The following is a 13,272-nucleotide window of genomic DNA, read 5'->3' as shown; positions in this document are numbered from 1 at the left end:
CCGGCCCCCGTCGGCCCATGGTCAGCCGGCGGCCGGTAGGTCACGACTTCGGGCCGACGTGCCGGTCCAGCGCGGCGACCGCCTCCCGGCGGGCCACGAAGAGGCTGTTGCGGCGGTTCATCCGCCAGGCGATGCCGAGCAGGTCCAGCGCCCACTGGCACAATCCCATGATGTCGGCCGACTCGTTGACGAGCATGTAGCGCGGGTAGACGTACGCCTTGCCGCGCACGGTGACCCGGTTGGCGATCCGGCAGCCGTCGAGGCGGCAACGATTGTCGGGTTGTCGACGTCGGTGCGACACCGGAAGCAACGTAAGGCGGTGACGCGCATCCTCGCGACTGGCTGGTCCCGGCACCAGTGGCGCACGGTGGCATAGGGCAGGCCGATGCTCCTGGCAACCTCGGCGACGGTCGCACCAGTCAGGTATAAGCTTCGTGCGCGTGCACGCACCTCGGGTGGATGCATGGCGTCATTGTCGAACGGCTGTACGACACTTGTGGTGTCCCCGGTGGGATTCGAACCCACACTGTCGGAGGTTTGAGCTCCGTTTCTCTACCGGTTGGAATACGGGGACTTTCTCGCTTAACGCCTGTCGCGTCGCCCCATAGGTTACCTACTACGCTAGGGAGGGCGACACCCGGTACCGCGGGTGTCGGGGCTCAGACTGGTGGGAGTGGCTCGTGGCCGAGACGCAGACGGATGCCGCGCGCAGGCGGGTGTTGATCGCCGAGGACGAGGCGCTGATCCGGCTGGACCTGGCCGAGATGCTGGCCGAAGAGGGCTACGAGGTGGTCGGGGAGGCCGGTGACGGCGAGACCGCCGTCCGGCTGGCCGAGGAGTTGAAGCCCGATCTGGTCATCCTCGACATCAAGATGCCGATCATGGATGGGCTGGCCGCCGCCGAGCGGATCGCCGGCGCCCGGATCGCCCCGGTGATCATCTTGACCGCGTTCAGCCAACGTGACCTGGTGGAGCGGGCTCGGGCGGCGGGTGCGATGGCGTACCTGGTCAAGCCCTTCCAGAAGAGCGACCTGGTGCCGGCGGTGGAGATCGCGCTGTCCCGCTACTCGGAGATCGCGGCGCTGGAGGCCGAGGTCGCCGGGTTGACCGACCGGCTGGAGGTCCGCAAGACCGTCGAGCGGGCCAAGGGCGCGCTGATGACCACGTACAACATGACCGAACCGCAGGCGTTCAAGTGGATCCAGCGGACGGCGATGGACCACCGGATGACCATGAAGGAGGTCTCCGAGCGGATCCTGGCCGAGACCGCCGGTGGCGAGGTGACCCAGCCGGCGTCCTGAGCGACGCCGGCCCACCGGAAGTGGCCGGCGTCGATAATATCGACGCCGTGTCGATCCGGCGGCTGATCCCGGTCGTTGCGGGCCTGGCGGTGGTGCTTGCCGGCTGCACCGGACCGGGTGCGCCGAAGGCGGTGCCGCTGCTGCGTCCGGCCTGGCAGTCCACGGTGCTGCCCGCCCCGCCCGGCGATGCTGACCGGACCATGGTGCGCGACGCGGTGACCTGCGCCGGGCGCTGGTACGCCGTTGGTGGGGTCGCCGACGCGGCCGGGCGGAGCGGCCCGGCGGCCTGGGCCAGTCCGGACGGTCGGGAGTGGACGGTGCTGGCTACCGTGCCGTCGAGTTTCCACGGTCGCCGGCACGTGCTCTACGCGGTGGCCTGCCGGGACGGGCGGCTGGTGGCGCTGGGCGCGGCGAGTGGGGGCGCGCACGGAAATCCCCGTACGGCCACCTGGTCGCAGGGGTCGGACGGGGTGCTCCGCGAGGTGGCCGCACCTGTCGGTTTGTATGGCGGCGAGCGGGCGGTGAGTGTTTCCCGGCTGGCGGCCGGGCCGGGTGGGTGGCTGCTGGTGGGCAACCGGGTGGCCGGGGCGGCGGTCTGGACCGCCCCGGATGGGGAGCACTTCACGCTGCACGAGGGTCTGCCGGAGTTGGCGAGCGACGGCCGGGGCCGCACGCTCGCGTACGACGCGGTGGCGGTGCCGTCGGGGTGGTTGGCGGTGGGTGTGGTGCTGGCGGCCGGTGTGTCGCCGGTGGCCTGGACCTCGCCGGATGCCCGGGTGTGGCGGCGGCTGGCGTTGCCGGGGGCGGATGGGCGTGGTCAGGCGCAGCGGGTGACCAGGACGTCGGGTGGCGCGGTGCTGGTGGTCGGTCCGGTGTCGGGCGGTTTCGGGGTGTGGCGGTGGGCCGGCGCCGAGGGGCGTTGGGTGGGTTCCTTCGGCGGGGGTGGTGCGGTCGCGCCGTCGGTGCGGTCGCTGGCGGCCAGCGGCGATCGGGTGGTGGCGGCGACCGCCGACGCTGGGGGTCACCGGCTGTGGTTCTCTCCGGACGCTGGAGATTCGTGGCGTTTCGTCATGCTGCCGGTGGAGGTGCCGTCCGGCGGCGACGGGGGGCTCGCGGTGGCCGTCCAAGAAGATCAATTGGTCATGTTGACCGACCCTGGAAACGGGTCCCGTGCCTGGTGGGGGGCCTTGCCGGCGGGGTCGTGACGGATTCTGCCCGCAGCCTGGACCGGTGGCGACGAAACGAAAGCGAAAAATCCTCGTAACCGACGCTTCGACGGCGGCTTCTTACAGCGATCACCCCCTATCCGCCACCGCGTGTAACGGTTCGGTCAACGGCCCCTCCCGGGGCTTACGCCATTGCTGCACGGTGGGATAACGTCCGGCCCCAGACCGCGACGACGGTCTGGTTCGTCCGCCCTCGCAAGGGCCAATAGGCAGCGGGTGGTTCGGGCCATGGGATGGAGGAGGGTTCGGGCCGTGAGGCAGAAGCTCGTACGTTTGGTCGGTGGGGTGGCGATCGCCGCTCTCGCTCTGGGTGGCGCGACCGCCTGCAAGTCTGACAGTGGATCCGACGAGGCCAGCGGTGACGGCTGCGGCAGCAAGATTGCATTCTTCGGCGCGCTCACCGGCCCGGCCGCGGCGCTGGGCATCAACGAGAACAACGGCGTCAAGCTGGCCCTCGATAAGTACAACAAGGAGAACGCCGACTGCCAGGTGACCCTGGTGCCGCTGGACTCCCAGGGCAACCCGGAGCAGGCCCCGGCGCTGGCGCAGCAGGCGATCGACGACGCCCAGGTGCTCGGCATCGTCGGCCCGGCGTTCTCCGGCGAGTCGGAGGCGGCCAACCCGCTCTTCTCCGAGGCCGGTCTGGTGCACGTCACCCCGTCCGCGACCCGGCCGAACCTGGCCGACCAGGGCTGGAAGACCTTCTTCCGGGTGGTCGGTAACGACCTGAGCCAGGGCCCGGCCGCTGCCTGGTACATCGAGAACGAGCTGAAGGCCGAGAAGGTCTACGTCATCGACGACCAGTCCGCGTACGGCGCCGGCCTGGCCGACGAGGTCAAGAAGACCCTGGGCGCCAAGGTCGTCGGCAGCGACAAGGTGCAGGGCGACGGCAAGCAGAACGACTTCTCGGCGACCGTCACCAAGGTCAAGTCCTCCGGCGCGACCGCGGTCTACTACGGCGGCTACTACCAGGAGGCCGGCCTGATCCGTAAGCAGCTCACCGCTGCCGGGGTCACCGCGACCCTGGTCGCCGGCGACGGCTCCAACGACGCCGCCTACATCGAGGGCGCCGGCGCGGCGGCCGCCGAGGGCAGCATCCTGACCTGCCCCTGCCTGCCGGCCTCGGAGACCGGTGGCACCTTCGAAGAGGACTACAAGGCGCTGCACGGCGTCGACCCGGGCACCTACAGCGACACCGCGTTCGACGCGGCGAACATCCTGCTGCAGGGCATCAAGGCGGGCAACACCACCCGGGAGAAGCTGCTGGAGTTCGTGAAGGGCTACACCGGCCAGGGCGTGGCGGCCAACTACAAGTTCACCGAGAACGGTGACCTGGCGCCGGAGTCGGTGCGGGTGTTCGCGTACAAGGTCGAGGGCGGCAAGATCGTGCCGGCTCGGGAGATCCCGAAGTCCTGACGCCGGTCGCTGCTAGATCGGTCGAGTGGTGATCGTGGGTGCGGCCGGGAGCTGACTCCCGGCCGCACCCCCATGTTTCTTCATCCTGTACGGAGTGCCTTCCTTGGACTTCAACGCCCTGTTCTCCGATTTCGGGGGATACACGATAACCGGGCTGACAGTGGGCGCCATCTATGCCCTTGTCGCACTGGGTTACACGCTGGTCTACGGCGTGCTGAGACTCATCAACTTCGCTCACTCCGAGGTCTTCATCGCGGGTGCTTTCGCCGCCATCTGGGGCTGGGCCGCTCTCGGCCTGGGCCGTGACTCGGTGGTCAGCGGCTTCGGCTCGATCATGCTCTACCTGCTTGTCGGTGCACTGATCGCGGCGGTGGCCTCGGCCGGCACCGCGACGGTGATCGAGCGGGTGGCGTACCGGCCGCTGCGCAAGCGCAACGCTCCGCCGCTGGCCTTTTTGATTACCGCGATCGGTGCGTCGATCGCGATCGCCGAGGCGTTCGGCATCTACACCCGCCGACTCCCGGTCGGTGCTCCCACAGTGGTCAAGAACGACGTCCTGTTCACCATCGCCGGTGCGGAAGTCACAGTGGTGCAGTTGCTGATCATCGGATCGGCGCTGGCGATGATGATCGCGTTGGACCTGTTCATCAACCGCAGCCGGACCGGCCGGGGTATCCGCGCGGTCGCCCAGGACGCCAACACGGCAGCGCTGATGGGCATCAACAAGGACCGGATCATCCTCGTCGTCTTCATCATCGGCGGTGTGATGGCCGGGGTCGCCGGAATGCTCTACGACATCCGGATCGGCACGCTTACCTACAGCGTCGGCTTCCTGCTCGGGTTGAAGGCGTTCACCGCGGCGGTCCTCGGCGGCATCGGCAACCTGCGCGGTGCGCTGCTCGGCGGGTTGCTGCTCGGCCTGGTCGAGAACTACGCCTCCGCCCTGTTCGGGGCGAACTGGAAGGACCTGGTCGCCTTCGTGGTGCTGGTCGTGCTGCTGATGTTCCGGCCGACCGGTCTGCTGGGCGAGTCGTTGGGGAGGGCCCGCGCATGACAAGCGTGAGGGAATGGATCGATTCGGGCCGCCACGCGGTCTCCGAGCGGTGGCACAACGCGCCACGTTGGATGCGCTGGGCCGTCATCGCGGCGGTCATCGTCTTCTTCTACGCGCTGCCGAACCGGGAGTTCTACCAGTGGCTCGGGCCGATCCCGACCACCGGGTCGAACTTCGGGCAGGTGCTCTTCACCATCTCCATCTACGTGCTGCTGGCGGTCGGCCTGAACATCGTGGTCGGCTTCGCCGGCCTGCTGGACCTGGGCTACTTCGGCTTCTTCGCGGTCGGTGCGTACACGGTGGCGGTGCTGACCTCGCCGAGCAGTGACCTCAAGACGCTCTGGCCGTGGCTGCTGGCGCTGCCGGTGGCACTGGTGCTCACCATGATCTCCGGCGTGATGCTGGGTACGCCGACGCTGCGGTTGCGCGGTGACTACCTGGCCATCGTGACGCTCGGCTTCGCCGAGATGATCCGGGTCGCGGCGACCAGCTCCGACTTCCTGAAGGGACAGCGGGGCTTCAACCAGATCCCGCACCCGCCGGGCAACTACTCCGACGGCAAGCCGATCTTCGGTGTGCTGGACCCGCGGCCGTACTACTGGCTGGTCCTCACGCTGATCATCCTGGTGGTCATCGGCGTGCGTAACCTGAACCGCAGCCGGGTCGGCCGGGCCTGGATCTCGATCCGGGAGGACGAGGACGCGGCGCAGCTGATGGGTGTGCCGACGTTCAAGTTCAAGCTCTGGGCGTTCGCCTCGGGTGCGTTCATCGGTGGTCTGGCCGGGGCACTCTTCGCCGGCAAGCAGAACTTCGTCAGCTCGCAGAACCTGGAGCTGCTCAACTCGATCATCATTCTGGCCGCGGTCATTCTCGGCGGCTCGGGCAACATCGTCGGCGCGATCGTCGGTGGTGGCCTGGTGGCGTACATGATCGAGCGGTTCCGCGGCATCGAGTTCTTCGGCGTCGAGCTGTACGAGTACCGGTTCATGTTCTTCGGCCTGGTGTTGGTGATCATGATGATCTTCCGGCCGCAGGGTCTGATACCGAACCGACGACGAGCGGCGGAGTTCAAGGATCGTCGCAAGGAGGTGATCGTCGGTGGGTGAGACCGTGCAGAAGCCGACCGTTCCTGAGCAGGCCGGCGCGCCGGCGGTGGAGTCCACCGCCGCCGCCCGGGAGCCGCTGCTTGAGGTCGACCACGTGACGCTGCGCTTCGGCGGCGTGGTGGCCCTCAACGACGTGGACTTCACCCTCTACAAGGGTGAGATCCTGGGGCTGATCGGCCCCAACGGCGCCGGCAAGACCACCTGCTTCAACGCGATGACCGGGATCTACCAGCCCTCCGAGGGCGAGATCCGGTTCCGCGGCCAGCGGATCACCGGCAAGAAGAAGCACCACATCACCAAGATGGGCATGGCGCGGACGTTCCAGAACATCCGCCTGTTCCCGGAGATGACGGCGCTGGAGAACATCCAGGTGGGCGCCGACGCGCACCACAAGACCAGCGTGCTGTCCGCGCTGTTCCGGCTGCCCCGGCACCACCGGGAGGAGCGCGACGGGCTGGAGAAGGCCCAGCGGTTGCTGGACTTCGTCGGCATCGCCAACCGGATGCACGACGCCGCGCGCAACCTGTCGTACGGCGAGCAGCGCCGGTTGGAGATCGCCCGGGCGCTGGCCACCGACCCGGTGCTGCTCTGCCTGGACGAGCCGGCTGCCGGCTTCAACCCGGCGGAGAAGGAGGAACTGCTCCAGCTCATCCGCAAGATCCGGGACCAGGGCATCACCGTGCTGCTCATCGAGCACGACATGCGTCTGGTCATGGGGGTCACCGACCGGATCGTGGTGCTGGAGTTCGGAAAGAAGATCGCTGAAGGGCTCCCCGCCGAGGTGCGCGAGGACCACCGGGTGATCGCTGCCTACCTGGGGGTGCCGGATGACGACGTTGCTTGAGATCGAAGACGTCAGCCTGCTCTACGGGCGGATCAAGGCGCTGCACGGCATCAGCCTGACCGTGAACGAGGGCGAGATCGTGGCCCTGATCGGGGCCAACGGTGCCGGCAAGTCGACCACCATGCGGGCCATCTCCGGCATCCGTCCGGTGGCCTCGGGCAGCATCCGGTTCGCCGGTGAGGACATCACCAAGCTCCGGGCCGACCTGCGGGTACGCCGTGGGCTCTGCCAGGCGCCCGAGGGTCGGGGCATCTTCCCCGGCATGACGGTGCTGGAGAACCTGGACATGGGTGCCTACACCCGGCGGGACCGCTCCGAGGTGGCCAAGGACCTGGCCCGGGTGCTGGAGCTGTTCCCCCGGCTGGCGGAGCGGCGCAAGCAGGTCGGTGGCACGCTCTCCGGCGGTGAACAGCAGATGCTTGCCGTCGGTCGGGCGATGATGAGCCGGCCGAAGCTGCTGCTGCTCGACGAGCCGTCGATGGGGCTGGCGCCGATGCTGATCCAGCAGATCTTCAGCATCATCACGGAGATCAACGCGCAGGGCACCACGATCCTGCTGGTGGAGCAGAACGCGCAGCAGGCTCTCGCCCGGGCGCACCGCGCGTATGTGCTGGAGACGGGCCGGATCGTCAAAGAGGGCACCGGCGCGGAGTTGCTGCACGACCCGGCCGTCAAGGAGGCCTACCTCGGCGTGGCCTGACCAGCCGTCATCCCTCTCAGCAAGGAGTACCACATGTTGTTCAACTTCAACGGTCGCCGCCGGGCGGTGCTCGGCGTGACCGGTGCGGCGCTGCTCACCCTCTCCATGGCGGCCTGCGGTGAGCAGGACAGCGCCGACGAGCCCGGTGCGGGAGCCACCGTCACCGCCGCTGCCGACGCGGACCTGGCCGCCAAGGTGCCCGACACGATCAAGGCCGACGGCGTGATCAAGGTCGGCACCGACGCGACGTACGCCCCGGCGGAGTTCCTCGACACCGACGGCAGCACGGTGATCGGCTTCGACATCGAGCTGTTCAATGCGGTGGCGCAGAAGCTCGGCCTGAAGGCGGAGTACGAGTCGGCGCCGTTCGACGCGATCCTGCCGGGTGTGGACTCCGGCAAGTACGAGGTCGGTGTCTCCTCGTTCACGATCAACGCCGAGCGGTTGCAGACCGTCAACATGGTGAGCTACTTCTCCGCCGGCACCCAGTGGGCCACCAAGACCGGTAACCCGGCCCAGGTGGACCCGGACAACGCCTGCGGCAAGAAGATCGCCGTGCAGGTCGGCACCGTCCAGCTCGACGACATCCAGGCCCGGTCGAAGAAGTGCACCGACGCCGGCCAGCCGGAGATCAGCATCGACCAGTACCAGGCGCAGAGCGACGCGACGGCCGCCGTGGTCAGCGGCAAGAACGACGCCATGCTTGCCGACTCGCCGGTCGGCGCGTACGCCGTGCAGCAGAGCAACGGCCAGCTGGAGGTGCTCGGCGACATCTACGAGTCGGCGCCGTACGGCTACGCGGTGAAGAAGGACCAGACCGCGTTCGCCGAGGTGCTTCAGGAGGCCGTGCAGGCGGTCATCGCCGACGGCAGCTACGAGGCGGCGCTGAAGAAGTGGGGTGTCGAGGGTGGGGCCATCACCTCCTCGGCACTGAACCCGACCAGCTGACATGTCGATCGACACCGATACACCCGAACGGGCACGGCCGGAACCCATCCAGGCCGTGCCCGTGCGGCATCCCGGGCGGTGGGTCGCGGTCGCCGTGATCGGGGTGCTGGTCGCCATGTTCGTGCACCTGCTGGTGACGAACGAGGCGTTCAACTGGTCGTTCATGGTGAACGAGATGTTCCGCCCGCCGATCATGGCCGGCGTGCGTGGCAGCATCGCGCTGCTCGTGACCGCCATGCTTATCGGTATCGTGCTTGGCGTCATCATCGCGATCATGCGGCTGTCGGGGAACCCGATTTTGCGTGGCGTCGCCTGGGCGTACACCTGGTTCTTCCGGGCGGTGCCCCGGCTGGTGCTGGCGATCCTCTTCGGCAACCTGGGCATCCTCTGGGCCCGGATCGAGTTCGGGCTGCCCTTCGACCGGCAGCTCGGCGCGCTGTTCGGGGTGCAGGACTTCGAGGCGCGGCTGTTCGGCTTCTCGGCGGTGGACATCCTCACCGGCTTCGTCGCCGGCATGCTGGCGCTGGGGCTCTCCGAGGCCGCGTACATGGCGGAGATCGTCCGGGCCGGCATCCAGTCGGTGGACGAGGGACAGACGGAGGCCGCCCAGGCACTGGGCATGACCCGTACCCAGATCCTGCGCCGCATCGTGTTGCCGCAGGCCATGCGGGTGGTCGTCCCGCCGACCGGCAACGAGACGATCGCGATGCTCAAGGACACCTCGTTGGTGGCCTTCGTGCCGGTCTCCGCCGAGCTGTTCTTCCAGCTCCGGGCGGTCGGTAGCCGGACCTTCCAGGTCTTCCCGATGCTGGTCGCGGCGACCCTGTGGTACCTGCTGTTGAGCAGCGTGCTGCTGGTCGGGCAGTACTACCTGGAGCGGCACTTCGCCAAGGGCACCGGTCGGACCGGGCAGGCGAAGGCCCGACTGCGCGGCATGGCGGTCGGTGGCGGCGGCGCCACCGGAGGGGCAGGGGGCGTATGACGCAGGTGAGCGTGCCGACCCAGGCCGGCGTGCCGGCCACGGAGTCGGATCCCATGGTCCGCGCCGAGCAGGTGCACAAGTCGTTCGGCTCGATCGAGGTGCTCAAGGGCATCGACCTTGCGGTGCGGACCGGTGAGGTGTGCTGCCTGCTCGGGCCCTCCGGCTCGGGCAAGTCGACCTTCCTGCGCTGCATCAACCACCTGGAGAAGATCAACGCCGGGCGGATCTGGGTGGACGGTGACCTGATCGGCTACCGCGAGCGCGGCGGCAAGCTGCACGAGATGCGGGAGAAGGAGGTCGCCGCGCAGCGCCGCTCGATCGGCATGGTGTTCCAGCGGTTCAACCTCTTTCCGCACAAGACCGCGCTGGAGAACGTCACCGAGGCGCCGTTGCTGGTGCGCCGGGAGAAGCGGACCGAGGTGCGCGACCGGGCGGTGGCGCTGCTGGAGCGGGTCGGGCTCGGTGACAAGCTGGGTAACTACCCGAGCCAGCTGTCCGGCGGGCAGCAGCAGCGGGTGGCGATCGCCCGGGCGCTGGCCATGCAGCCGAAGCTGATGCTCTTCGACGAACCGACCAGCGCACTCGACCCCGAACTGGTCGGCGAGGTCCTGGACGTGATGAAGGACCTGGCCCGCGACGGGATGACGATGATCGTGGTGACCCATGAGATCGGCTTCGCCCGGGAGGTCGGCGACTCGCTTGTCTTCATGGACGACGGTGTGGTGGTCGAGCAGGGCAACCCGCGTGAGGTGATCGCCGACCCCAAGCACGAGCGCACCAAGGCGTTCCTGGCCAAGGTGCTCTGACCGGCGCGGACCCGGTGCGGCCGTGACCGGCGCACCGGGTCCGGTCGGTTCAGCAATCGCCGTCGCCGGCGAGTCCCGCCACGTACCGCGCCAGCGCGTCGGTGGCGCGGTGCCCCTTCGAGCGGTACGTCCGCAGCGCGTCGCGCAGCTCGCCCAGCCCGGTCGGCAGGTCACCGAGATCGATCCGCGCCCGCCCGGACTGCTCCCGCGCCTCCGCCTCGATCAGCAGGTCACCGGCGGTCTGCGCCTGCGTGACGGCGCGTTCGGCGTACGACAGGGCGGCGCGCGGCGTCCCCGCCTCCCGGTGGGTACGGGCCAGCCCGACCAGGATCTCCGCCACGTCGCGGGCCCCGCACCCGGCCTCCGCCAGCTCCAGCGCGGCGGTGTAGTGCTCGACGGCCTGCGCGTACCGGCCGGTCAGCAGGTGCGCCTCGCCGAGGTTGCTGCGGACCAGGGCGCGCAGGTGGGTGGCCTCGGTGAGCGTCCGGCTCTGCCGCTCGGCCTCGGTGAGCCGGCGGATCGCCGCCTCGGGCCGGCCGGCGTTGTTCTCGATCGCGGCCAGGTTGAGCAGCGCGGTGGCGGCACCGAGCCGATCGCCGGACGCCTGCCGCAGCTGGTACGCCCGACCAGTGCTGCGGGCCGCCTCGTCGTGCCGGTTGAGCAGGCTGAGCGGGATGGCCAGCCGGCCGGCGATCATCGCCTCCCCGTCGATGTCGCCGGCCCGCCGGGCCGCCTCGGCGGCAAGCGTGTACAGCTGCACCCACCGGTCCCGGTGCTGCCGGCGGAACAGCCAGCCGTACATCGCGGCGGCGATCTGCCAGGCCAGCCGGGGGTGCCGGGCAGCGGCCGACTCGACCGCGGCGACCAGGTTGTCGGCCTCGGCGTCCAGCCAGGCCAGGGCGGCTGCCGCAGTGGTGAGGGCGAGGCCCGGGTCGGACGAGTCGAAGTTGGGTCGCTCCGCCGGGCGTAGCGTGCGGTCCGCCTCGTTCGCGGCGTCCCGGTACCAGCCGAGGGCGCGCAGCAGGGCGGCATCGGCCTCCTCGGGCCGGGTGGCCGCCTGTTCGGCGGCGAAGAGCCGGACCAGATCGTGCAGCTGGTGGCGCTCCTCGGCGACCGGCTGCACCAGGTGCGCTGCCGTCAGCTGGTCCAGCAGCGTCCGGGCACCCTCGACAGGCACGCCGGCCAGCGCGGCGGCGGCGCGGGTGGAGGGCCGCGGGCCGGGGTGCACGCCGAGGTGCTGGAACATCGCCCGGGCCGGGGCCGGCAGCGCCCGGGCGGAGACGCCGAGCGCCGCCCGGACCGACACGTCCTCGGTGGTGAGCAGGCCCAGCCGGGAGCCCTCACCGGCCAGCCGGTCGGCCAGCGCCGCCGCGCCGCCCTCGTCGAGTCGGGCGGCGGCGATCCGCAGGGCCAGCGGCAGCCGGTCGCAGAGCGCGGCGACGCGGCGCAGCGGGTCGCTCTGCGCCGGCCCGGCCGAACGGACGAGCAGCTCGGCCGCCTCCTGCTCGGTCATCGGCGGCACCGACAGCCGGCCGATGCCGTGCGAGGCGACCAGCCCGTCGAGCCGGTATCGACTGGTGACGAGCAGCAGGTGTTCGCCGCTGCCGGGCAGCAGCGGTCGGACCTGGGCGGAGCTGGCGGCGTTGTCCAGCAGCACCACCATGCCGGCCCGGTGCGCCAACTCGGTCCGGTAGCGGGCCGCCCGTTCCTCCGGGTCGGCCGGCACGGCCTCACCGGGTACGCCGAGCGCACGCAGGAACCGCTCCAGTACCGCCTCCGGTGGCAGCGGCGGGGCGTCGTCGTTGCCACGCAGGTCGGCGTAGAGCGCTCCGGTGACCTCAGGCCGACGGGAGTGGGCGTGGGCCCAGCGCAGCGCCAGCGCGGTCTTGCCGACCCCGGGCGGTCCGACCAGGGCGACGGTACGCGTGCCGCGTTCCACCCACTCGTCGAGCTGATCCAGTTCCCGCCGCCGGCCCACGAACCCGCTCGGCACGGCCGGCAGCTGGGCGGGACCGGGCGGTGCGGTGGCCGTCCCGGCCGCCGGTGGCAGCGACCGCAACAGCTCCAGGTGCAGGCGTCGCAGCTCGGGATCCGGGTCGCTACCCAGCTCCGCGGCGAGCCAGCGACGGTGCCGCTCGTACGCCCGCAGCGCCTCCCCGGCGCGTCCCGCGGCGGCGTACGCCCGCATCAGCAGCGCGGTGAACCGCTCCCGACTCGGATGCTGGGCGGCCAACGGCGCCACCGCGTCCACCACCGACGAGCCGTCGGTGCCGGCGTTGAGTTCCGCCTCGTAGCACTGTTCCAGGGCGGTGAGCCGGGCCTCCTCGAGCGCCTGCACCTCGGGTGGTGCCGGGCGGTGCGGCAACCAGCCGCCGAACGCCGGCCCGCGCCACAGGCCGACCGCCTCGCGCAGCAGGTCGCGCCGCTGCGGCCAGGTGAGTCCCGCCGGTTCGGCGCGGGCCCGGGCGAGCAGTCGGCGGAACCGGTGGGCGTCGACGGCCTCCGGGTCGAGCACCAGGCGGTAACCGTCCCCGGCGGTCAGGATCGCGATCCGGTCCGCGCCGAGTCCCGCGTCGGCCAGGGCGGCCCGCAGTTCGGAGATCCGCGAGTGGATCATCGAGCGGGCGGTCCGGGGGGCGCGACCCTGCCAGAGCGCCTCGACCAGGTCGTCGCTCGGCAGCACGGCGTTGGGCTGGAGCGCCAGCAGGCCGAGCAACAGGCGGTGCATTCGGCGGCCGGGAACGATCGACGTGTCACCGTGGCCGATCTCGACGGGACCGAGCAGGCGGAGCTCCAACGGCGTCCCCGATTGGCTAGGCAGGTGGCGGAGCCGACAGCCTAGTACGCGGTACCGCTCGGCGGATTCCGCCCGGTGGCGCGGGCGCGGAC

At 70.2% G+C, this 13,272-nt stretch carries 12 protein-coding genes, 1 tRNA gene and 1 pseudogene; 10 read left to right on the top strand and 4 right to left on the bottom strand.

The features are described 5' to 3' along the window. Positions 1-40 precede the first annotated feature (40 nt). The 3 genes and pseudogenes from QQG74_RS23085 to QQG74_RS23075 all read right to left on the bottom strand — a co-directional run bounded on the left by QQG74_RS23085 (position 41) and on the right by QQG74_RS23075 (position 574). Positions 41-301, bottom strand: a complete 261-nt coding sequence (locus tag QQG74_RS23085; protein WP_341721482.1) for a hypothetical protein — start codon at positions 299-301, stop codon at positions 41-43. 96 nt (positions 302-397) lie between these two features. Then, a pseudogene (locus QQG74_RS23080) lies at positions 398-465 on the bottom strand (hypothetical protein); the annotation flags it as partial. 32 nt (positions 466-497) lie between these two features. After that, positions 498-574 (bottom strand) — tRNA-Leu (locus QQG74_RS23075). Positions 575-680: 106 nt separating this feature from the next. Between QQG74_RS23075 and QQG74_RS23070 the strand changes: the two genes are divergently transcribed. The 10 genes from QQG74_RS23070 to QQG74_RS23025 all read left to right on the top strand — a co-directional run bounded on the left by QQG74_RS23070 (position 681) and on the right by QQG74_RS23025 (position 10,383). Next, positions 681-1,301: a response regulator gene (locus tag QQG74_RS23070; protein WP_341716837.1), complete on the top strand. Its 621-nt coding sequence runs from the start codon at positions 681-683 to the stop codon at positions 1,299-1,301. A gap of 47 nt (positions 1,302-1,348) precedes the next feature. Next, positions 1,349-2,506: a hypothetical protein gene (locus QQG74_RS23065; RefSeq protein ID WP_341716836.1), complete on the top strand. Its 1,158-nt coding sequence runs from the start codon at positions 1,349-1,351 to the stop codon at positions 2,504-2,506. A gap of 273 nt (positions 2,507-2,779) precedes the next feature. Beyond that, positions 2,780-3,943 (top strand): branched-chain amino acid ABC transporter substrate-binding protein, encoded by a 1,164-nt coding sequence (locus QQG74_RS23060; protein WP_341716835.1) that lies wholly within the window; start codon positions 2,780-2,782, stop codon positions 3,941-3,943. Between the two features lie 103 nt (positions 3,944-4,046). After that, entirely contained in the window at positions 4,047-4,997 is a 951-nt protein-coding gene (locus tag QQG74_RS23055) for a branched-chain amino acid ABC transporter permease (protein ID WP_341721328.1), read from the top strand. Then, a complete protein-coding gene (locus QQG74_RS23050; protein WP_341716834.1) occupies positions 4,994-6,103 on the top strand; it encodes a branched-chain amino acid ABC transporter permease in 1,110 nt (369 codons plus the stop codon). Before QQG74_RS23055 ends, QQG74_RS23050 begins: the two co-directional genes overlap by 4 nt. 46 nt (positions 6,104-6,149) lie before the next feature. Beyond that, the gene (locus QQG74_RS23045; RefSeq protein WP_341721327.1) at positions 6,150-6,947 is read left to right on the top strand and encodes an ABC transporter ATP-binding protein; all 798 of its coding nucleotides are present in this window, start codon (positions 6,150-6,152) and stop codon (positions 6,945-6,947) included. Next, the gene (locus QQG74_RS23040) at positions 6,931-7,647 is read left to right on the top strand and encodes an ABC transporter ATP-binding protein (protein WP_341716833.1); all 717 of its coding nucleotides are present in this window, start codon (positions 6,931-6,933) and stop codon (positions 7,645-7,647) included. Before QQG74_RS23045 ends, QQG74_RS23040 begins: the two co-directional genes overlap by 17 nt. A gap of 36 nt (positions 7,648-7,683) precedes the next feature. After that, positions 7,684-8,595 (top strand): ABC transporter substrate-binding protein, encoded by a 912-nt coding sequence (locus tag QQG74_RS23035; RefSeq protein WP_341721326.1) that lies wholly within the window; start codon positions 7,684-7,686, stop codon positions 8,593-8,595. A 1-nt stretch (position 8,596) separates the two neighbouring features. Next, positions 8,597-9,577 (top strand): amino acid ABC transporter permease, encoded by a 981-nt coding sequence (locus QQG74_RS23030; RefSeq protein WP_341716832.1) that lies wholly within the window; start codon positions 8,597-8,599, stop codon positions 9,575-9,577. Next, positions 9,574-10,383, top strand: a complete 810-nt coding sequence (locus QQG74_RS23025) for an amino acid ABC transporter ATP-binding protein (RefSeq protein WP_341716831.1) — start codon at positions 9,574-9,576, stop codon at positions 10,381-10,383. Before QQG74_RS23030 ends, QQG74_RS23025 begins: the two co-directional genes overlap by 4 nt. Before the next feature lie 49 nt (positions 10,384-10,432). On the opposite strand, the gene QQG74_RS23020 is transcribed toward QQG74_RS23025, so the two are convergent. Continuing rightward, positions 10,433-13,180: a BTAD domain-containing putative transcriptional regulator gene (locus QQG74_RS23020; protein WP_341716830.1), complete on the bottom strand. Its 2,748-nt coding sequence runs from the start codon at positions 13,178-13,180 to the stop codon at positions 10,433-10,435. Positions 13,181-13,272 lie beyond the last annotated feature (92 nt).

The sequence above is a fragment of the Micromonospora sp. FIMYZ51 genome (assembly GCF_038246755.1).
In the GTDB taxonomy this organism is placed as follows: Bacteria; Actinomycetota; Actinomycetes; order Mycobacteriales; family Micromonosporaceae; genus Micromonospora.
Note: the sequence above shows the minus strand (reverse complement) of the source record. Positions and strands in the feature narration are given on the sequence as shown.